18 protein-coding genes and 3 tRNA genes are annotated in these 22225 nt (G+C 43.8%); 8 read left to right on the top strand and 13 right to left on the bottom strand.

The window, feature by feature from the left end; all coding sequences use genetic code 11:
• Positions 1-78: 78 nt before the first annotated feature.
• The 3 genes from pspC to pspA all read right to left on the bottom strand — a co-directional run bounded on the left by pspC (position 79) and on the right by pspA (position 1470).
• Positions 79-471 (bottom strand): envelope stress response membrane protein PspC, encoded by a 393-nt coding sequence (gene pspC, locus ACVBIL_RS01200; protein ID WP_447165165.1) that lies wholly within the window; start codon positions 469-471, stop codon positions 79-81.
• A gap of 65 nt (positions 472-536) precedes the next feature.
• Positions 537-770 carry an envelope stress response membrane protein PspB gene (pspB, locus tag ACVBIL_RS01195; RefSeq protein WP_447165164.1) on the bottom strand — a complete coding sequence of 78 codons (234 nt, stop codon included), beginning with the start codon at positions 768-770 and terminating at the stop codon, positions 537-539.
• A gap of 22 nt (positions 771-792) precedes the next feature.
• On the bottom strand, positions 793-1470 hold the full coding sequence (gene pspA / locus ACVBIL_RS01190; protein WP_447165163.1) for a phage shock protein PspA: 678 nt from the start codon (positions 1468-1470) through the stop codon (positions 793-795).
• Between the two features lie 177 nt (positions 1471-1647).
• Between pspA and pspF the strand changes: the two genes are divergently transcribed.
• From pspF to fabV, 7 genes are all read left to right on the top strand, one after another.
• Complete coding sequence (pspF, locus tag ACVBIL_RS01185) at positions 1648-2724, top strand: phage shock protein operon transcriptional activator (RefSeq protein ID WP_447165162.1); 1077 nt, start codon at positions 1648-1650, stop codon at positions 2722-2724.
• A 64-nt stretch (positions 2725-2788) separates the two neighbouring features.
• Entirely contained in the window at positions 2789-4417 is a 1629-nt protein-coding gene (locus ACVBIL_RS01180) for an ABC transporter substrate-binding protein (protein ID WP_447165161.1), read from the top strand.
• Entirely contained in the window at positions 4417-5448 is a 1032-nt protein-coding gene (locus ACVBIL_RS01175) for an ABC transporter permease subunit (protein ID WP_447165160.1), read from the top strand. The genes ACVBIL_RS01180 and ACVBIL_RS01175 overlap by 1 nt, the downstream gene beginning before the upstream one ends.
• Positions 5435-6325: an ABC transporter permease subunit gene (locus ACVBIL_RS01170; protein WP_447165159.1), complete on the top strand. Its 891-nt coding sequence runs from the start codon at positions 5435-5437 to the stop codon at positions 6323-6325. Before ACVBIL_RS01175 ends, ACVBIL_RS01170 begins: the two co-directional genes overlap by 14 nt.
• Before the next feature lie 4 nt (positions 6326-6329).
• Positions 6330-7337, top strand: a complete 1008-nt coding sequence (locus ACVBIL_RS01165) for a peptide ABC transporter ATP-binding protein (protein ID WP_447165158.1) — start codon at positions 6330-6332, stop codon at positions 7335-7337.
• Positions 7318-8103, top strand: coding sequence for a peptide ABC transporter ATP-binding protein (locus tag ACVBIL_RS01160; RefSeq protein WP_447165157.1), 786 nt, complete (start codon positions 7318-7320; stop codon positions 8101-8103). The genes ACVBIL_RS01165 and ACVBIL_RS01160 overlap by 20 nt, the downstream gene beginning before the upstream one ends.
• A 180-nt stretch (positions 8104-8283) precedes the next feature.
• On the top strand, positions 8284-9486 hold the full coding sequence (gene fabV, locus ACVBIL_RS01155; RefSeq protein WP_447165156.1) for an enoyl-ACP reductase FabV: 1203 nt from the start codon (positions 8284-8286) through the stop codon (positions 9484-9486).
• 547 nt (positions 9487-10033) lie between these two features.
• Here fabV and ACVBIL_RS01150 read toward each other — a convergent pair.
• The 9 genes from ACVBIL_RS01150 to ACVBIL_RS01110 form a co-directional block, all read right to left on the bottom strand.
• On the bottom strand, positions 10034-11899 hold the full coding sequence (locus ACVBIL_RS01150; protein ID WP_447165155.1) for a SurA N-terminal domain-containing protein: 1866 nt from the start codon (positions 11897-11899) through the stop codon (positions 10034-10036).
• A gap of 213 nt (positions 11900-12112) precedes the next feature.
• A complete protein-coding gene (locus ACVBIL_RS01145; RefSeq protein ID WP_447165154.1) occupies positions 12113-12385 on the bottom strand; it encodes an HU family DNA-binding protein in 273 nt (90 codons plus the stop codon).
• 256 nt (positions 12386-12641) lie between these two features.
• Positions 12642-14999, bottom strand: coding sequence for an endopeptidase La (gene lon, locus ACVBIL_RS01140; protein ID WP_447165153.1), 2358 nt, complete (start codon positions 14997-14999; stop codon positions 12642-12644).
• Between the two features lie 148 nt (positions 15000-15147).
• Positions 15148-16425, bottom strand: coding sequence for an ATP-dependent protease ATP-binding subunit ClpX (clpX, locus tag ACVBIL_RS01135; RefSeq protein ID WP_447165152.1), 1278 nt, complete (start codon positions 16423-16425; stop codon positions 15148-15150).
• Between the two features lie 84 nt (positions 16426-16509).
• Entirely contained in the window at positions 16510-17121 is a 612-nt protein-coding gene (clpP, locus tag ACVBIL_RS01130) for an ATP-dependent Clp endopeptidase proteolytic subunit ClpP (RefSeq protein ID WP_447165151.1), read from the bottom strand.
• 90 nt (positions 17122-17211) lie between these two features.
• Positions 17212-18516 (bottom strand): trigger factor, encoded by a 1305-nt coding sequence (gene tig / locus ACVBIL_RS01125; RefSeq protein WP_447165150.1) that lies wholly within the window; start codon positions 18514-18516, stop codon positions 17212-17214.
• A gap of 255 nt (positions 18517-18771) precedes the next feature.
• A tRNA-His gene (locus tag ACVBIL_RS01120) sits at positions 18772-18847 on the bottom strand.
• Positions 18848-18855: 8 nt separating this feature from the next.
• Positions 18856-18932, bottom strand: a tRNA-Arg gene (locus tag ACVBIL_RS01115).
• Between the two features lie 63 nt (positions 18933-18995).
• Positions 18996-19072: transfer RNA gene (locus ACVBIL_RS01110), tRNA-Pro, on the bottom strand.
• Positions 19073-19540: 468 nt separating this feature from the next.
• On the opposite strand from ACVBIL_RS01110, the gene folD reads away from it, so the two are divergent.
• Positions 19541-20395, top strand: a complete 855-nt coding sequence (gene folD, locus ACVBIL_RS01105) for a bifunctional methylenetetrahydrofolate dehydrogenase/methenyltetrahydrofolate cyclohydrolase FolD (protein ID WP_447165149.1) — start codon at positions 19541-19543, stop codon at positions 20393-20395.
• Between the two features lie 250 nt (positions 20396-20645).
• On the opposite strand, the gene cysS is transcribed toward folD, so the two are convergent.
• Positions 20646-22025: a cysteine--tRNA ligase gene (cysS, locus tag ACVBIL_RS01100; protein ID WP_447165148.1), complete on the bottom strand. Its 1380-nt coding sequence runs from the start codon at positions 22023-22025 to the stop codon at positions 20646-20648.
• Between the last annotated feature and the right edge of the window lie 200 nt (positions 22026-22225).

Here is a 22225-nt window from a genome sequence, read left to right as displayed (position 1 = left end):
AAACCCGCTTGAGAAAGTTCTAGGGCAGTATAACCTGCCCCGTCATTGAACTATAGATGATTGACTATCAATGATTCACTATAAATTATTGATTTGATCTTTAAGATCATAATTGTCGGAAGTGACGTGACGTTCAAGATTTTGTAACCTAAGTTCAAGCGACCTAAACTGGCTATTCACATCCCTTAACGCCATTTTAGCGGGCTCTCCAGACTGCCAAATCTTCTTTTTAAGTCCAATTTCTTTACTTGAAACTTGGTTCTTGCCAGTGCCAGGTTTGATATCTAATATCATCCAAAGTAACACGTAGATTATCAGTACAATCCCAGAGCCACCCAATAAGAAAATTGAAGCGGCTAACACCCTGACTAACCAAGTTTCAAAATTAAAGTAATCTGCTATACCTGCGCAAACACCCGCAATTTTACCTGACTGAGGAATTCGATATAACGTTCTTTTGCCTTCGTTCATCTCTACTTCCTCCTTGTTATTTATTTAAATAGTGGCACTTGTCTACAGCTTTTAGTCGATGTTGTTTAATCATTTCGACTCCTCCACTGCGGTGCCTCACTATCTAAGATTGCTTCTAAGGTCTCGATGCGATGTGACATCTTGTCAGCCTTGGCAATCAACTCATTTAACTGGCTAAATTCTTCTTCAGTAAGTCCCTGGCTAACCTGTTTCTTACTGCGGTAATGAAGTATTAGCCATATTGGAGCCACGATTATCAAAAAAATAATAATTGGGGCCATCAAAATATCCATGTCCATAACTCACCTCTGATCTCATCGATTACTTAGCTTTAGTTTTACTTCCCTTCATTTTCGCTTTAAGCGCTTCAAGCTCAGCATTAACTGAATCTTCAGCTTCTAGCGCTGCAAACTCATCGTTAAGCGTCTTCTTGTTACCTAAATCATAAGCATCAACTTGAGACTCTAAGCCTTCAACACGACGCTCATACTGCTCAAACTTGCTCATGGCGTTATCAATCTTGCTTGAATCAAGCTGCTTCTTTACTTCTAAACGTGAAGATGCAGTCTGCTTGCGCATGATAATCGTCTTTTGACGTGCTTTAGCGTCGGCTAGCTTCTCTTGTAGCAAGTTAACTTCTTCTTTAAGACGCAAGATGTGCTCTTCAACAACCACTAACTCAGCAGCCAGTGTTTGCGCAAGGTCATTGGCTTTTTGTTTTTCAACTAAAGCCGCTTTAGCAAGATCTTCACGGTCTTTCGATAATGCGAGTTCAGCCTTACCTTCCCAATCTTGTACCTGCTCTTGTACTTTAGCGATACGGCGAATGATCTCTTTCTTCTCGGCTAATACTTTTGCAGAGGTAGAGCGCACTTCAACTAACGTATCTTCCATCTCTTGGATGATCAGACGAACCATTTTCTCTGGATCTTCAGCCTTATCAAGTAATGCACTGATATTCGAGTTTATGATGTCTGCAAAGCGTGAAAAGATTCCCATAATAATTTCCTCTAATTAACGTTGGATTCAATAATTATAATCCACATTCCGTGCCAACTATCCATTTCACCTACAATACAATAACTTAAACAATTATTTAACTTTTACTTTCATTTATAAACTGGTCGTCATATTATTATTTTCACCAATTATTAGCGTGAAAGACTAAAAATTACTGTGAGAAAGCAATTTCAGCAAGATAATCTTATCGGACAATCCAATGCCTTACTGGAAGTCCTTGAGCATATTTCACAAGTGGCACCGTTATCTAAGCCGGTCCTCATTATTGGTGAACGCGGCACAGGTAAAGAGCTTATTGCCGAGCGTTTACACTATCTGTCAAGACGTTGGGACCAAAGCTTTATCAAGCTTAACTGCTCATCGTTAAGTGAGAATTTACTCGAAAGTGAGTTATTTGGCCACGATGCTGGCGCATTTACTGGCGCGAGCAAAAAACATGAAGGCCGTTTTGAACGCGCAGATGGCGGCACCCTATTTTTAGATGAGCTGGCCAATACCTCTGGGCTTATTCAAGAAAAACTACTGCGAGTTATTGAGTACGGCGAATTTGAGCGGGTCGGTGGTAGCAAAACGGTGCAGACAGATGTGCGCCTTATTTGTGCAGCCAACGAAGATCTGCCTTCTCTTGCTGAAGCTGGTGAATTTAGGCCCGATCTGCTCGATAGACTCGCTTTCGATGTAATCACTTTACCGCCATTAAGGCACAGATCTGAAGATATCATGCCACTAGCAGAGTATTTTGCTGTAGGTATGGCAAGACAGTTAAAGCTGGAGTTATTTGAAGGCTTTAGCAGTAATGCCATCAGCCAGCTTATGGAATATCAATGGCCAGGTAATATTCGCGAACTTAAAAACGTGGTGGAGCGTAGCGTTTATCGCAATGCGGACACCAATACCGCATTAGATCAGATTATTATCGACCCATTCGCCTCTCCCTATCGACCAACGAAGCGCGTTAAAACTAAAGAGCGCCAGCAATCGCTATCAAGCGAAACCAACACGACGGCACCTGAGAGTAGCAATGAAGTGAGTGCTAACCCTAGTCCACAAACTAACGTCGCCGTAAGCTTTCCTATCGACTTTAAAACCCATTGTGAGCAGGGCGAGGTGCACATCTTAAAGCAAGCATTAGAAGCTGGGCAGTTTAATCAGAAGAAAACCGCTGAATTGCTGGGATTAAGCTACCATCAACTGCGCGGGATCTTAAAGAAATACAACTTACTGGATAAATAATTGCTGTTAGCTGGCCAGCACTGTTAAAATGGCTATTAACGTTCAGCTTAAAAATGATTGTTAAATGAAACTGCTGCTAAAGAGAATAAAGTTAATCACTGGGATTGCTGCGATTAACTTGTTACTCATCGCCTGTGGCCCACAGCAAGTTCCCGCGGGGTTGGTTTACTGCTCTGAGGGAAATCCTGAAATCTTTAACCCGCAATTGGTTACCTCTGGCACAACTATTGATGCCACCTCGCAGCAGTTATACGACAGTTTAGTCGATTATGACCCGGTTTCTGGCGACATTATTCCTGCGCTTGCAACGTCATGGGAAACCTCCGACGATGGCTTAAGCTACAGCTTTAAGTTGCGTCCAGGCGTCAAGTTTCATCAAACAGCTTGGTTTACACCAAGTCGTGAATTTAATGCCGATGACGTGCTATTTTCTTTTAATCGCATTATAGATAGCGATAATCCCTATCATCAAGTTTCTCAAACGGGTTACCCCTTCTTCCAGAGTATCGGCTTTAGCAACAATGTAACTGAAGTTGAAAAAGTCACCGATAATGAGGTGATATTTCATTTACGTCAAAGTGACGCGTCATTCCTCGCTAACTTAGCAACGGGGTTTTCGGTTATTTTATCGAAAGAGTATGCTGATAATCTTCTGGCACAAGGCATACCGGAACAACTGGACAGAAAGCCTGTTGGCACTGGGCCATTTAAGTTAGTTAAATACGTAAAGAATGAGTTTATTCGCTACCATCGTAACGATGATTTTTGGCGTACTCTGCCCGAATTTGAACAACTTGTTTTTAATATTACCCCACAGAGTAGTACCAGATTGACTAAGTTAATTACTGGTGACTGCAGTGTTTCTGCACTGCCAAAAGCCGGCGAGCTTCCTGTGATTAAGCAGCACCCCAATCTTGAGCTGGATACCCAGCTTGGTTTCAATGTCGCGTTTTGGGCTTTCAATACACAAAAGAAACCCTTCGATGATGTCCGAGTACGCCAAGCCTTAGCCTATGCCGTAGATAAGCAGAATATTCTTAGAGCGGTTTATCAAGAAACGGCGATTAAAGCGACAGGCATACTTCCACCGCAGTCTTGGGCCTACTATTACAATAAAAGTAGTTATCAATATAACCCTGAAAAAGCGCGGGCATTATTAGAAAGTGCCGGTGTTAAAGACTTAAGTATCGATATTTGGGCTATGCCCGTTGCACGCATTTATAATCCTAATGCACTGAAAACGGCTGAACTAATTCAAGCGGACTTGGCAAATATTGGCGTTAAAGTAAATATTGTCACCTACGATTGGAGCGTGTTTAATCAAAAACTTAATCGTAATGACTATGATTCAGTCTTGATTGGCTGGAATGCCGATAATAGTGATCCGGATAACTTTTTCTCGCCGATTATGAGTTGCGCATCGATGGACTCATCGAGTAACCGTGCCCGATGGTGTAACCTAGAAGTGGATCGGATCTTAGAAAAAGCCAAAGCGACAACATCGGAAACCGAACGTAAAGCGCTTTATCAACAAGCAGAGGCACTGTTTATCGAGCATGTACCTATGATGACATTTGCCCATGCCACACAGCTGACCTTTAAGAATAAAAGCGTAAAACAAACCCAACTGACTCCTTTTGGCGGGATTTCGTTTGAACGAGCCAAGAATATAGTGCCTGAAGGAGACTTATAATGGGTCGATATCTTTTACGTCGATTAAATCTATTTATCGCAACGAGTTTTGTTTTGATTGGTGTCTTGTTTATTACCACAGGACACTTTCCGGCTGACAGAGCTTACGCCTTGAGCGGAATTATAGCGCCAAGCCCTGAGCAACTGCTGCAAATTGAAGATGACTATCAATTAAATGGTAATCAATTCGAACAGTTTTTTGCCTATGCCCAAACGCGGTTAAGCGGAGATTTAGGTTTATCAATCACATCTCAACGCCCAGTAATTGAAGAGTTAACCCAAGCACTGCCGGCCTCTTTCGAGTTAGCTACAGTAGCTGGCTTAATCGCAGTACTGCTTGGTGTGCCACTCGGTGTACTAGCGTCATTAAGTAACCATAAAGTCACCCAACATAGCATTATGGCCATCACGCTTACAGGTTACTCCATACCAGTATTTTGGCTAGGTCTGACTCTATCATTGTGGTTTGGCGTTGAGCTCGGTTGGCTGCCTGTATCTGGACGTATCAATCTATTATATGAAATCGAACCCGTTACCGGATTTATGTTAATTGATACATTATGGTCCGATTCTATCTATCGCCTTTCGGCCTTTAAAGACGCCCTATTTCATATTATATTGCCATCGTTAACTTTGGCCGTATTGCCTTTTACTGTCGTGGTACGCATTACCCGCGCGGCCATGCTAAACATCATGGATCAACCCTACATTAAGGCTGCTGAAGCGCGTGGCTTGCATACTGGGACGATTGTTCTGCGTCACGCACTGCCAAACGCGCTCATTCCAGTCCTAAAGAACATGGGACTCATGCTGGGTACATTTGCAAGTTACGCCATGATAGTTGAAGTCATTTTTTCATGGCCTGGTGTAGGCAGCTGGTTAGTTGCTGGAATTTATCAACGAGATTATACGGTTATTCAAGGCGGCGTATTAGGAGTGGCATTGATCATCATCTTTATAAGTATCTTAATAGAGGTGCTGCATAACGCTTATAACCCGCTTAGTAGGAAAGAGCTCTATGCCGCGAATTAGAATTTACCAAGAAGACCATATTCCATCGCCTATGCAAAAGGTCTGGCAAGCATTTGCGGATAATCCATTCGCATTAATGGGGCTCTGGGCAGTATGCTGTTTGTTAACGCTGGCTATTTTTGGCCCCTGGATCGCACCATTTTCACCAGAGCAACAAGACCCGTTAGCGCTGCTGTTACCGCCATCTTGGGACGCTAGCGGTACGGTTGAGCATTTTCTCGGTACCGACGACTTGGGTCGAGATATTTTTAGCCGCTTGCTGCACGGTGCACACCTTACTTTTGGCATGGCACTCGCCATCGTATTAGCATCCTTATTGGTGGGATTCATCATTGGCTCGATTTCGGGCATGATGAAGGGGCTTAAATCATCAATTTTGAGTCACCTGCTCGATGCCTTGTTATCCATTCCGTCTTTACTACTTGCTATATTAGTCGTAGCAGTGACGGGGCCCGGATTAGAAAACGTATTTTGGGCGGTAGGTATCGCCTTAACACCACAGTTTGTCCGCGCAATCCATCAGGCTGTGCATGAAGAACTACAAAAAGATTATGTCACTGCAGCCAAATTAGACGGGGCCAATTCTGTGCAGGTTTTCTGGTATGTGATTATGCCGAACGTATGGGAAACCGTCATCATCCAAACGACCCTTGCTATTTCAGCTGCGATTTTAGACATAGCTGCGCTAGGTTTCTTAAACCTGGGCGCACAAGCACCAAGCCCAGAATGGGGAGCCATGGTGTCCCAAGGATTAGATAACTTATTAACCGCACCATGGACTGTAACCATCCCTGGTGTTGCTATTTTATGTAGCGTACTTGCTATTAACTTAGTCGGTGATGGTTTGAGATCGGCGTTATCGCCCATCAGAAATTAATACTATGCCTTTACTAGATATTCGTAACCTCACCATAGAACTTGATACGCCTCAGGGGCGAGTCAAAGCTTTGGAACGAGTCAGCTTGATGATTAATCCCGGCGAGTTGCACGGCCTTGTAGGAGAATCAGGCTCCGGTCGAACGCTGCTAGCACGTGCAATATTGGGGGTGCCGGGACATAACTGGACGATTACTGCCGATCGCATGATGTGGGATGGCCAAAACCTAATGGACATGTCCACCAAGCAGCGCCGTAATTTAATGGGCAGTGAAATAGCGGTGATATTCCAAGATCCAACAGGCAGTTTAGACCCAGCAATTTTGGTTGGCAGTCAGCTAATTGAAGCCATGCCTCAAGATAAGCAGATTTCATTTTGGAAACGCCATAAAGCGCGTAAAGCGACCGCCCACAAGTGGCTGCATAAAGTGGGTATTAAAAACGCTGAAGAGGTTATGAGCAGTTATGCTTGGGAGCTGTCAGCGGGTGAATGTCAAAAGGTGATGATCGCCATGGCCATTGCCAATCAGCCACGCTTATTAATTGCAGATGAACCAACTGACTCAATGGAGATCAGCACTCAGGCACAAATTTTTAGACTGTTAAGTAAACTGAATCAATTACACAATGTATCGATTTTGCTCATCAGTCATGAATTAGACACCTTGTCAGGATGGTGCGACCAGCTTACCGTACTGTATTGCGGCCAAGTGATGGAATCAGGCCCAACATCAGAGGTGTTAGCGCAGCCGTTTCATCCCTATACCAAAGCCTTGCTCGATAATATGCCGGATTACTCAGGTGCACTCGCTCATAAATCCGTTATGAAGACCCTACCCGGTTCTTCACCGGCCTTGCAGCACCTACCTATCGGTTGTCGACTTGGCCCTCGTTGCCCACAAGCCCAAAAACATTGTGTCAACAAACCCAGTCTATGCCATAAAAAAGGCCGCTATTTTGCTTGTCATTTCCCCTATCACAGTGAGCCATGTAATGACGACACCACTTCTTAAAGTTAATGACCTAAGCAAGAATTATTTCGCTGGTTATAAACGTTTTAAGCGCCAGTATAATAAAGCTTTATCACCCGTTTCATTTGAACTTAATCGCGGCGAGACACTTGCTATTGTGGGTGAAGCGGGTTCAGGGAAGAGTACAATTGCTCGAATTTTAGTCGGCGCTGAAATTCGAAGCGGTGGTGAGATCTTCTTTGAAGGAGAGTCTTTAGATAAACACGATCTGAAGCAGCGCTGTCGCCTGATAAGGATGATTTTCCAAGACCCCAATACTTCACTTAATCCAAGATTAACAATCGGAGAATTACTTGATGAACCGCTCAAGTTTAATACCGATTTAAGCCGTAGTGAACGAAAAGCTGAAGTAATTGATAAGCTGAGAAAAGTAGGTCTATTACCGGAACACATTGAGTTTTACCCTCATATGATCTCAGAAGGGCAAAAGCAGCGAGTGGCCGTAGCAAGGGCATTAATGCTCGATCCTAAAATCATTATCGCCGACGAAGCCCTAACCGCATTGGATTTATCTGTAAGATCGCAGATCTTAAACCTATTACTAGAATTGCAGCAAGACATGGGCTTGTCGTATATTTTCGTGTCACACAACATGAATATTATTCGGCATGTCAGCGATAAAATCATGGTACTCAAGAAAGGGGTTATGGTAGAAAAAGCCACTACAGAACAGCTGTTTAGAGCACCTCAGCATGAATATACCCAAAGGTTAATCCAAGAACAAAGCCTATTTACCCGTAAAAAATAAGTTTCCCTAACACGAGCAGTTTAGCGCTAGTTTTTGAGCGTTATTTAGCCTGAACGGATTAACTAATAGCCTGCAAACTGCTCCTACCACTGATAAAAAAGCCGATTTTCAACAAAAACGAGTGCCATTTGATGTCGGTTTAATTATCCTAGAGACAATTTTTTAAGAGAATCAAAAAATATGATCATCAAACCTAGAACCCGTGGTTTTATTTGTACTACGACCCATCCTGTTGGCTGTGAAGCTAATGTTCTTGAGCAAATCAACTTTACCAAAGCTAAAGGTAAAATCGCTAACGGCCCTAAAAAAGTCTTAGTTATCGGCTCATCAAGCGGATACGGTCTTTCTTCACGCATTACCGCTGCTTTTGGTAGCGATGCCGCCACGTTAGGTGTGTTTTTTGAAAAACCAAGTACTGAAACTAAGCCTGGTACTGCTGGCTGGTATAACTCTGCAGCATTTGACAAATTTGCTAAAGCTGAAGGCCTTTACTCTAAGAGCATCAACTGTGATGCATTCAGTCATGAAGCCAAACAAAAAGCGATTGAGCTTATCAAACAAGACTTAGGTCAAGTCGATATGGTGGTTTACTCACTCGCTTCTCCAGTCCGTAAAATGCCTGATAGCGGCGAGCTCATTCGCTCATCTTTAAAACCTATCGGCGAGACTTACACTGCAACAGCAGTAGACACCAACAAAGACATTATCATCGAAGCAACGGTAGAGCCTGCGACTGAGCAAGAGATTGCCGATACCGTTACGGTAATGGGCGGCGAAGACTGGGAGCTATGGATGCAAGCGCTTTCAGAAGCTGGCGTGCTAAGCGACAACTGTAAAACAGTTGCTTATAGCTACATAGGTACTGAACTTACATGGCCTATTTACTGGCATGGCGCACTGGGTAAAGCCAAGATGGACCTAGACAGAGCCGCTCATGCACTAGATTCTAAACTTTCAGCAACCGGTGGCAGCGCGAACGTTGCAGTACTAAAGAGTGTTGTCACTCAAGCAAGCTCGGCAATCCCAGTGATGCCGCTTTATATCGCTATGGTATTTAAGAAGATGCGAGCAGAAGGCCTGCATGAAGGCTGTATCGAGCAGATTAACCGTATGTTTAGCGAACGTCTATACAAGGCTGACGGCACTGCTGCTGATGTTGATGATTCTAATCGTCTACGTTTAGACGATTGGGAGCTTCGTGAGGAGATCCAACAGCATTGCCGCGACATGTGGCCACTAGTGACGACGGAAAACCTTGCAGAGCTCACTGATTACCGTGAATACAAAGAAGAGTTTTTAAAACTGTTCGGTTTCGGTATCGAAGGCATCGACTATGAAGCTGATGTTAACCCACACGTTGAGTTTGATGTCGTTTCAATTTAAATCACCTCGTGAATTAGCTAATACTATTCTGTATTAAAGTAAACGCCGCAATATTTTATTGCGGCGTTTTTTATTGTTTCTTACAGGCATTGACTTCATGAACGAAGACAAAAGCTACCCGCCACGGCGAATATAGCGAAGCCATGTGCTAATAAGCGAGGGCTAGGGATAGTTAACTGGCCGTTAAACACTAAAGTAATTGGAATACGGAGGGCTCAAAGTTAGGCTACAGCTCAAGCTATAAGCTTTTCCTCCGTATTCTCCGTGAAAGCGAAGCGCTTCGTGGTAAATAAGTTCTAAAGTAAAAGCCAATGCGATACACCACGGAGGACACAGAGCGCTGCGCTACACGAAGAAATCCATCGGCAGGATTAACTATAAAATAATAGCTTTGCTTTTATGCTCTCCTTCGTGGCCTTCGTGAAAGCGGAGCTCTTCGTGGTGTAGGAGCTTATTCTGCCCATAAAAAAACCGGCATCAGCCGGTTTTTTTAATGCCTCATAAGAGACTTACTTCTATTTATTCAGTAGTGCTGACTCAGCAGCGCTTACTCCGCAACAGGGTAAAGTACTTCACCCTTTGCTTTTAGCGTTGCAATTACAGCACGGTAATCGTTTTCGCTGTACTGAGAGCTTAAACGCTGCTTAAGTGCATCGATAAGGTTAGCATCAACACCTTCAGCGGCATTAACTTGCTTCAATACAACGACAGCGTAACCATTTGCTAATGCAACTGTATCAACCGAAACGTTATCTGCAGGCTGCGCCATAGCGAATGCCTTGTTTACAATCGCGCCATCGACGTCTTGCTCAAAACGTGCAAGCTTATCTTTAACGATAAAGTCGGTAGTAACACCTGAAGCTTCAACCGCTGTCATCGCATCTTGAGCTTGCTTGCGTGCCGCTTCATTAGCTTGCTCTTGCTTTAGACGGTTAGCGATTGCATTGCGCACGTCGGCTAATTCCATTGTGCCAGCCGCTTTATGAGTATTCATACGGATAACAACAACATGATTAGGCTCGACCTCTAATACATCACTGTTCATGCCATCAAGCAGGACGTTAGAAGAGAATGCTTCTTTTAGTAGCTCAGGGTTAGTGAACAGCTCTGGTGGGTTAGTACGGGTAAATTCAGCCGTAGTTTTAACTTCAACACCTAGATCTTTCGCCGCATCGACTAGTGTGTCAGGCACTTCGTAGCTGGTATCAGCTAAGACTTGCTGTAGCTCGTAGAATTTATCTACCGCTTGCTTATCTTGAAGCTGCGCAACAATCTTCTCTTTAACATCTGCAAATGGCGCTTGAGCACCTGGCTGAATGTCTAGCGCCTTAATAATGTGGTAACCAAAGTTTGTTTTCACAACATTTGAGTATTCACCTTTATTAAGTGCAAAAAGTGCTTGGTCAAACTCAGGCTCCATTACGCCTGCTTCAAACCAATCTAGTTGACCGCCTTGCTCGCCACTAAAGGTATCTTCTGATTCAGTCTTCGCTATTTCAGCAAAATCTGCACCATCTTGAAGTTGCTTATAGATGGCTTCTGCTTTAGCTTTCGCTGCAGAATCATCATCACCTAACTGCACTAAAATATGCGCAGCTAAACGCTTCTCAGCTTGAGTATACTGAGCCTTATGCTCATCATAATAAGCCTGTGCATCCGCATCAGTCACTGTCACGTCAGCAGCTAAGTCATTTGCATTAAGTTCAATGTAATCAAGACTTACCACTTCTGGGCGAATAAATTGACCTAGATTTGAATCGTAGTAGGTTTTGATCTGCTCATCGGTCACACTGATATCAGCTAGGAACGGCGTTGCATCGATAATTTTGTAATCGATATCACGTGTTTGACCTTGAAGATCCGCTAAATATTTAGCTTCACCAGGTAAAACAAACTCAGAGCCTACTAATGTCGCAACAAGCTGACGACGAGTCATATCGGTACGCATCATGTCGCGGAACGTGTTTGCTTGGTAACCTAACTGGCGCAGAATCGCTTGATAACGGTCGTTATCAAACACACCGTCAGTTTGGAACGCTGGCTCTGCCATGATTGCCGCTTTAATCTGCTCATCAGATACACGTAAACCAAGCTCAGTTGCGTTCTGGTCAAGTAGCTTTTCGGCGACTAAACGCTCTAACACACTTTGCTTAACGCTCTGCATGTAGTTGTCATCAGCTGACAGAGTGGCAAACATATCGCCTAACTGTTGCTCTAAACGACTACGTTCGTTTTGGTATGCTTGTTCTAAAGCTGAGTTGCTGATCTCTTCACCATTTACGGTAGCAGCAGCAACCTCAGTTGAAGAACCTAAATAACTACTTACACCCGTAAATGCAAAAGAAAGTATCACAAGGACTAAAATGCTTTTTGCAATGACGCCTTGTGAGCCTTCGCGAATCTTTTCTAACATCAGACTTCTCGCTTGTTGCGATTAATAAAATAAAAAGGCGCATCACTGTTTGGATGCGCCTTTTTGTAATTTAAAGGAGGAGAAAATACTTTCAAACTCCTGATAGCATAAATTTAGTGAATCCTTAATTTATGCCCTTTCTATTTGTAAAAAGCACTGCCGAGCAGTGCATTTCTACAATAGCCTTACAAAAGGCTGCATTGCTAACTATTCTTAGTTAACAGCGTCTTTTAGAGCTTTACCAGCTTTGAATGCTGGAATGTTTGCAGCAGCGATTTTGATCTCTGCACCCGTTTGTGGGTTACGACCAGTGCGCTCTGCACGTTGACGCACTTCGAAAGTACCGAAACCAACAAGAGCAATCTTATCGCCTTCTTTAAGGCCGTCAGTAACAGCGCCGATGAAAGAGTCTAATGCACGGCCAGCCGCCGCTTTAGAAATGTCAGCACCAGAAGCGATTTTCTCGATTAGTTCAGATTTGTTCATGTCATCCCCTTGAATGTAATTTGTGCGCCGCACCCAAATTCTTGTCTAGAGCGGTCTGCGGAGGCTTTTTATAACAAGCTTAGAACCAAAGTTCAAGCCTTATAGGAAAACCAAATAAATAAATTAGGATACTACTCAAAACCAGTCACTCCAAGGGCTGGAGCGACTGACTCTCCACAGACTTAGGCTACCACAGCTTTATAGCTAGGTAAGCCCTTTTTACTGTTTTTTTAAGGCAATCCTGCAATTTATTGCGTTAGTCCACGTTTTCTACGACTTCGAAGCCTTCAACTGGTCGCTCTAACGCCAACTTAAGCACTTCATCGATCCATTTAACTGGATAAATTTTCAAATCGGCAATGACGTTTTGCGGAATTTCTTCCAGGTCTCGTTCATTTTCTTTTGGAATTAGAACAACTTTCGTTCCACCACGATGTGCGGCCAACAGTTTTTCTTTCAATCCGCCAATCGGTAACACTTCACCGCGAAGGGTAATTTCACCTGTCATTGCAACATCTGCACGAACCGGATTACCCGTTAGGCTAGAAACGAGCGCTGTACACATTGCAGCACCTGCTGATGGCCCATCTTTTGGTGTCGCGCCTTCTGGTACGTGGACGTGAATATCACGCTTCTCGTAAAAGTCTGGATTAATACCTAACTGCTCAGCGCGGGCACGCACAACCGTCAATGCCGCTTGAATCGACTCTTGCATGACATCGCCAAGTGAACCGGTATAAGTCAGCTTGCCTTTACCGGGCACTGAAGTGGCTTCAATCGTTAGCAAGTCGCCACCGACTTCAGTCCATGCCAAGCCAGTAACTTGACCAATCTGGTTATTAGACTCTGCTTTACCGTAGTCACAGCGTTGTACGCCTAGGAATGACTTGAGGTTGTCTTGGTTAACTTCAACATGCTTAATACTCTTATCAAGCAAGATCTTTTTAACTACTTTGCGGCAAATCTTTGATAATTCACGCTCAAGGGCACGCACGCCCGCTTCACGAGTGTAGTAACGAATAATACCGATAATGGCACTATCATCTACTGTCACTTCTTTCGCTTTTAAGCCGTTGCGCTCAACCTGCTTCGGCAACAGATGCTGCTTAGCAATATTGAGTTTCTCATCTTCGGTATAACCCGATAAACGAATCACTTCCATACGGTCTAATAATGGACCGGGAATATTCATCGAATTAGATGTCGCTACGAACATCACATCCGACAGGTCGTAATCAACCTCCATGTAGTGATCGCTAAACGCTGAGTTTTGCTCAGGATCTAACACCTCAAGCAAGGCCGAAGCAGGATCGCCACGCATGTCGCTGCTCATCTTGTCGATTTCATCGAGCAAGAACAGTGGGTTTTTCACGCCAACTTTAGCCATCTTTTGAATGACTTTACCCGGCATAGAACCAATATATGTACGACGATGACCACGGATCTCCGCTTCATCACGCACGCCGCCTAATGCAACACGTACGTACTTACGACCAGTCGCTTTAGCGATTGACTGACCCAGCGACGTCTTACCCACACCTGGCGGTCCAACTAAACAAAGGATTGGGCCTTTAAGTTGCTTAACTCGGCTCTGAACCGCTAGATACTCTAAAATGCGCTCTTTAACTTTTTCAAGACCAAAGTGATCGGTATCTAACACGTCTTGTGCTTTGGCTAAATCACGTTTGATTTTTGAGCGTTTGTGCCAAGGCACAGACACCATCCATTCAACGTAACTTCTCACCACGGTTGCTTCAGCAGACATTGGCGACATCATTTTGAGTTTATTCAGCTCAGCAGAGGCTTTCTCTTTTGCCTCTTCAGGCATTTGTGCCTCTTCAATCTTCTTAGCTAAACTTTCAAATTCATCATGAGATTCGTCAATATCACCCAGTTCTTTTTGAATGGCTTTCATTTGCTCATTCAAATAGTACTCGCGCTGACTCTTCTCCATCTGCTTTTTCACACGGCTACGAATGCGCTTCTCAACCTGTAACAGGTCAATTTCCGATTCCATCATCGCCATTAGATATTCGATACGCTCGCTAACATTGACCATTTCAAGCACAGACTGTTTGTCTTCAAGCTTAAGTGGCATATGTGCGGCCATGGTATCGGCAAGCCTTGCAGCTTCGTCGATACCAGATAAAGAAGTTAATACCTCAGGTGGGATCTTCTTGTTGAGTTTGATGTAACCTTCAAATTGCCCAACAGCAGAACGAATAAGCACTTCCTCTTCTTTCTCAGATAAAGGCTCTGACTCTAGGTAATGGGCTGTTGCTTGGAAAATGTCATCTTGATCGATATAGTTATCAATGCGAGCACGCTGGCCGCCTTCAACCAATACCTTTACCGTACCGTCTGGTAACTTAAGTAGCTGTAATATTGACGCGACTGTACCAACGTCAAAAATATCATCGCTAGTGGGATCGTCTAACTCTGCATCTCGCTGAGCGACTAAAATGATTTGCTTACCTTGCTCCATTGCTTTTTCTAAGCAACGAATAGATTTCTCTCGACCGACGAATAACGGAATTACCATGTGGGGATAAACCACCACATCTCTTAGTGGTAGTACGGGTAGTTCGATTCGCGCATCACGCTCTGGGGACATAGCTCGATTCCGTTTTTTATGATTACTAATGAGTATATTGGGATGATTGGATAGGATTCAATGGCGAATAAAAATTATTTAAAAAAGTGTACAAAAAAGGAGCCAATTTGGCTCCTTTTCGACTCACCATCTAATTGTAGGTGACATTTTACTCAGCTGTTGCTGCTTGCGCTTCGTGATTAACGTAGATCAGGATAGGTGCTGATTCACCTTTAACCACTGACTCATCAATAACCACTTTAGCAACGTCATCAGTTGATGGTAGATCGTACATAATATCGAGTAGGATCCCTTCAACAATAGAACGGAGACCACGAGCACCTGTCTTACGAGTTTGTGCTTTAAGGGCAATCGCCTTTAACGCATCTTCTCTAAACTCAAGCTCTACATTTTCCATCTCAAATAATGCAGCAAACTGTTTAGTGATCGCATTTTTTGGCTCTGACAGAATCTGAATTAAGGCATCATCGTCAAGTTCTGACAGTGTCGCTAGTACAGGTAGACGACCAATAAATTCAGGGATCAAACCGAACTTAACTAAATCTTCTGGTTCCACTTGTAAAAGTGTATCAGAAATCGTCTTCTTGTCGGCTTCGCCTTTTACTTGCGCACCAAAGCCAATACCGGTACCAACATGGGCACGCTGCTCGATCACTTTTTCAAGCCCTGCAAACGCACCGCCACAGATAAATAGGATCTTAGAGGTATCGACTTGCAAAAACTCTTGCTGTGGATGCTTACGCCCACCTTGTGGTGGTACCGCAGCGATAGTGCCTTCAATTAGCTTAAGCAGTGCTTGCTGCACGCCCTCACCCGATACGTCACGAGTAATTGATGGGTTATCAGACTTACGGCTGATCTTATCAATCTCATCGATATAGACGATACCGCGCTGCGCTTTTTCAACATCGTAATCGCACTTTTGCAGTAGCTTTTGAATGATGTTCTCAACATCTTCACCAACATAACCCGCTTCGGTTAGCGTTGTCGCATCGGCCATAGTAAATGGCACATCAAGCACACGAGCAAGCGTTTCAGCTAACAAGGTTTTACCACTACCCGTTGGGCCGATTAGCAAGATGTTACTCTTGCCAAGCTCAACGCCATCTTTAGGGCTGGCATTTTTAAGGCGCTTGTAGTGGTTATATACTGCGACAGCAAGAACCTTCTTCGCCTTATCTTGACCAATTACATAATCATCCAAATGTGCTCTTAGCTCATGTGGAGTAGGCAGTTTATCTTGGTCTTGCTTTGGTGAAATCTCTTTAATTTCTTCTCGAATAATGTCATTGCAGAGTTCAACACACTCATCGCAAACATATACAGAAGGTCCAGCGATGAGTTTTCTTACTTCATGCTGGCTCTTTCCACAAAAAGAGCAGTACAGCAGTTTTCCGCCGTCACCGTTACCTTTGTCTTCGCCCATTACTTTACCTCTGTTTGCAGTAATTCTACTGCCTATATCTTTTGGTCACTTCTTATTTGAGCATAGCTCAGACCGAAGTAAAAATCAGCTTCGTTTTGCTATCACTGAATCGACTAAACCGTATTCAGCCGCTTCAACTGCACTCATAAAGTTGTCACGGTCCGTATCGCGCTCAATCACTGCTAAAGTCTGGCCAGTATGTTCTGCTAGCATAGTGTTTAGCTTATTCTTAATACCCAAGATCTCTTGAGCATGAATAGCGATATCTGACGCTTGACCTTGGAAGCCACCTAATGGCTGATGGATCATTACTCTTGAGTTTGGTAAGCAATGGCGTTTGCCTTCTGCACCGCCAGCTAATAAAAATGCGCCCATGCTCGCCGCCTGACCGATACATACAGTGCTCACGTTTGGCTTAATGAACTGCATAGTGTCATAAATTGCCATACCAGCAGTTACGCTGCCGCCTGGTGAGTTGATGTACAGGTAGATATCCTTATCTGGGCTCTCTGATTCCAAAAACAGTAACTGAGCAACGATAAGGTTAGCCATATGTTCTTCAACTTGGCCAACGAGAAAGATCACTCGCTCTTTTAACAGGCGAGAATAAATATCATATGAACGTTCACCTTTAGCTGTCTGTTCAACAACCATAGGAACGAGTGCGTTAAGTACTGATTCTGGCGCTTTGTGCATGATTAAACTTCCCTAAATAAAAATGGCCCGCATGAGGAACCTCATGCGGACCATTATAAATGGCTAATAGCCATTTAAGTCAAGCGATGGTTACGCGCGACCTGTAGCCTTGTTCATAAATTCTTCAAACTTGACCGCTTTTTCAGTCAAAGTTGCAGATTTTAACAAAGCTTCAACCGCTTGCTCTTCTAGAGCAACGTTGCGCATGTTCTGCATAAGTTCTTCGCTACCATTGTAGTATGCTACAACTTCACTTGGATCTTCGTATGCAGAAGCCATAGAAGCGATCAAACCTTGAACGCGTTCGTCTTCAGCTTTTAGCTCGTTAACCTTGATCACTTCGCCAAGTAGTAGACCTACTTTAACGCGACGTGCAGCTTGCTCAGTGAATAGATCAGCTGGTAGCTCAGGCATGTTCGCAGCTTGGTCGCCGAAACGTTGCATAGCTTGCTTACGCAATACTTCAACTTCACCGTCGATTAGTGCTGTTGGCAATTCAATATCGTTTTGCTCAACTAGACCATTAAGAACCTGCTCTTTAACATTCGCTTTAAGCGCTTGTTCAAGTTCACGGCTCATGTTCTTGCTGATTTCAGCACGAAGAGCGTCAATGCCACCTTCAGTGATACCGAATAGTGTAGCGAATTCATCGTTAACTTCTGGAAGGTTAGCCGCTTGAACTTCGTTCAGAGTAATAGCGAAAGTTGCTACTTTACCCTTCAAGTTTTCAGCGTGGTAATCTTCAGGGAAAGTTACTTCGATATTGAACTCTTCGCCAACTTTGTGACCTTCAACACCAGATTCGAAACCTGGGATCATACGGCCGCTACCTAATTGTAGTTCGAAATCGTCAGCTTTACCGCCTTCAAACTCTTCACCATCGATAGAACCAACGAAGTTGATTTTAGCTTTGTCACCTTCAGCCGCTGCGCGGTCAGCTACTTCAAAAGTAGCGTGTTGGTTACGTAGCGTTTCAATCATAGCGTCAACGTCAGATTCTGTTACTTCAGCAGTAGGCTGTTCAACAGTGATTGACTCTAGACCTTTTAGCTCAACTTCTGGGTAGATTTCAAAAGTAGCAATAAACTCAAAGTTTTCGCCTTCAGTTGAACCAGGAGTTAACGTTGGTGCGCCAGCTGGGTTTAACTTCTCAGCAATGATTGCTTCAACGAAGTTACGCTGCATCACTTCACCAGTGATATCTTGACGAATTGCATTACCATAACGCTTATTAATAACGCTTACAGGTACTTTTCCTGGACGGAAACCTGGGATACGGGCACGCTTAGCTTCGCTTTTTAATGCTTCTTTAACAGTGTTCTCGATCTGCTCAGCAGGTACAGAAATTGTTAGGCGACGCTCTAGGCCTTGTGTGGCTTCAACAGAAACTTGCATTTTTTTACCTCGAAATATGTCTATCGTCCTTTGCAATAGTCGAAAAATCAACTATTCAGGTATTCGTTTCTTGATCCGTAAATTTCACCCAAATGCCCATAAATACTGAAGATCGGCACAGGTATCTTTTAGTTGATAATTATCAAGACGCGACATTATAGCTATGGAATGCGCCAGAGTCGAGCCTCAAAGCGTGATTTACAGGCGTAAAAAAAGCGACCTAGGGTCGCTTTTTGAACTTCTTTACAGAATGAGTGGGGTGACTGATGGGGTTCGAACCCACGACAACCGGAATCACAATCCGGGACTCTACCAACTGAGCTACAATCACCACAAAAATGGTACGCCCGGCAGGATTCGAACCTGCGGCCACCCGCTTAGAAGGCGGGTGCTCTATCCAACTGAGCTACGGGCGCTCGGCAATGGAATTAATTCCATTTCCTGAACGGGATAACTAACGTTACACGTTAGTTTAAATGTGGTCGGTGATAGAGGATTCGAACCTCTGACCCTCTGGTCCCAAACCAGATGCGCTACCGGGCTGCGCTAATCACCGAAATTTTGAAACCTAATGTAAAGTACGTTTTCACGCTGGGACACCCTTTACTGTTTCTGGCTCTCAAAGACAACAACTTGCTGCTCGTTGAGAACGGAGCGCATAGTACCCCCACACCTAAAAGTCGTCAATGACTTTTTTCAAAAAACACGACTACCTGGCTACTTTACACACTAACAGCAGCAGCTTTAACCATTACGGATAAAATAGCCGCAATAGCGCACTCTTTTGTAATCAGCGCCTTATAAAAACTAGTTAGTAAGCCGATGAAAATAATACTAAGTGATTAACACGACATCCCCTCGCTTGTTAGCGATTTAAAAAGGCCATTCTGATACCGAGACTATAAAGTTATTATCCGTATATTAGAATTGTTTGTTAGCAGTCTAAATCAATGACACCTTTGGTCTGTCCTGTTAAAATGTCGCCGTTTTCCATTATCGCGCCGTATAAAGGACACCAACCCCAATGACAGCCCAAAACATCGATGGTAAAGCGATTGCGCAAACCATTCGAACACAGCTCAAAGATAAAGTAACCGCCCGCAAAGAGGCTGGTCAAAGAGCCCCTGGTTTAGCCGTAATTCTAGTTGGAGCAGATCCAGCATCACAAGTTTACGTCGGCAGCAAACGCAGAGCCTGTGAAGAAGTCGGTTTTGTATCGCGCTCGTACGACTTAGATAGCAGCACCTCAGAAAATGCACTTTTGTCTTTAATAGACGAATGTAACGACGACCCAAGCATAGACGGGATCTTGGTTCAGCTTCCTCTTCCTGAGCATATCGAAGAATCGAAAGTCATTGAACGTATTCGCCCAGACAAAGATGTCGATGGCTTTCACCCTTATAACGTGGGTCGTTTAGCCCAGCGGATCCCGGTATTACGCTCATGCACACCAATGGGCATTATGACACTGCTTAAATCAACCGGTGTCGATACCTTTGGTTTAGATGCCGTTGTCGTCGGTGCATCGAACATCGTTGGTCGCCCTATGTCACTTGAGCTGTTATTAGCCGGCTGCACAACCACGACTTGCCATCGTTTCACCCGTAATCTTGAAGATAAGGTAAGACAGGCCGATCTGCTCGTCGTTGCCGTTGGTAAACCTGGGTTTATTCCTGGCGACTGGATAAAACCTGGCGCTATCGTTATCGACGTAGGTATTAACCGTTTGGAAAGTGGTCAACTTGTTGGTGATGTAGAATTTGATGAGGCTGCAGAGCGAGCAAGCTTTATTACGCCCGTACCGGGTGGTGTAGGCCCAATGACCATTGCAAGCCTGCTTGAAAATACGCTATATGCTTGCGAGCAGTATCACGATTAACTGAAGGTTCTAGGTTCTAGGTTTAACAGAAGGTTCTAGGTCCTAGGTTTAAAACAAGGTCCTAGGTTTGAAACAAGGTCCTAGGTCCTAGCAAATGTTCCAGACCTAGTGACTAAAAAAGATACCAAGTTATTCCATCCATGGGATGTGGCATAAATGTTCCAAGTCTTGATGTTAAAAACAAAAAAGCCTGCATAAGCAGGCTTTTCTATGTCTGGAACTTAATGTCTGTGCTATTTATAGCTAAGAATTACTTCTTACGCCAAGTGGTCCCTTCTGGACCATCTTCTAAAATAACCCCTAATGCATTTAAGCCATCACGAGCAATATCGGCTGCTGGCCAGTCTTTTTCAGCACGAGCACGGTTACGTTCAACGATTAAGGCTTCAATTTCTGCCACTTCGTCATCAGTACCCTCACCTTTAAAAAAGGTATCAACGTCTTGACCTAAAATGCCTAGTACATCTGCCAGCTCTTTAAGTGCAACGCCTAATGCAGATGCTTTAGCCATATCGGTTAGTTTCAGGCGATTGATCTCACGTACCATATCAAACAATACCGAATACGCTTCAGGCGTATTAAAGTCGTCATCCATCGCTGACTTAAACTTAGCCACAAACTCTTCAGCCGGTGCAGCTGCAATCGTTAAATCCAAATCTTTAAGCGCGGTATAAATGCGCTCTAAGGCAGATTTAGCCTGTTTTAAGTTATCTTCAGAGTAATTAAGCTGGCTGCGATAATGACCCGATAACAAGAAGTAACGTACAGTCGCTGCGTCGTAGTGACCAAGTACATCACGGATAGTGAAGAAGTTATTCAAAGACTTTGACATCTTCTCTTTATCAACCATCACCATACCAGTATGCATCCAATAGTTTACATACGGTGTATCGTGAGCGCAGCAAGACTGAGCAATTTCATTTTCATGATGCGGGAATTGCAGATCTGAGCCACCGCCATGGATATCAAAATGAATACCTAAGTGTTTGCTGTTCATCGCTGAACATTCGATATGCCAACCAGGACGACCCGATCCCCATGGTGATTCCCAAGTAGGCTCACCTGGCTTTGACATCTTCCACAACACAAAGTCCATTGGGTCGCGCTTAGCGTCTTCCACTTCAACGCGAGCACCGGCTTGCAGTTGCTCAATATTTTGGCCAGATAAACGACCATATTCAGGGAATGATGACACACTAAATAGCACGTCGCCATTTGACGCAACATAGGCATGCTCACGCTCGATAAGTCTTTCAACCATATCGATGATTTCAGGCATATGCATTGTTGCACGAGGCTCGTTATCTGGACGCGCCATATTTAACGCATCAAAGTCACGGTGCATTTCGGTAATTAAACGCTCAGTTAATGAATCACAGCTTTCGTTGTTTTCATTGGCACGTTTAATGATTTTGTCATCAACGTCGGTAATATTACGTTGAAAATTAACGTCGTATCCGCTGTATCTTAGGTATCTAACAATCATGTCAAAAGATACAAATGTACGCCCATGGCCAATATGACATAAATCATAGATGGTCACCCCACACACGTACATGCCAACCTTTCCAGGGTGTATAGGCACAAACTGTTCTTTTTGGCGGGTAAGACTATTGTAAAGCTTCAACATTGATTATTCTCTTCAACGGCAATATTTAGAAATTAGTTGTTCAGTCTACCATTGCAAAAGTCGCTGTTCCAAGCTGTTTTCGTGTACAAAGCCTGCAAAAATGCGCAGATATAGTGCAACTAAGCAAGTTTGCGATCTTATCCCAATTTTTCACCAACGTTGCAGCAATTCTGTAGCCGTATTTAATTTCAATAACGCAT

Source organism: Shewanella sp. 125m-7, from assembly GCF_052977045.1.
This window is presented reverse-complemented; position numbering and strand designations above follow the sequence as displayed.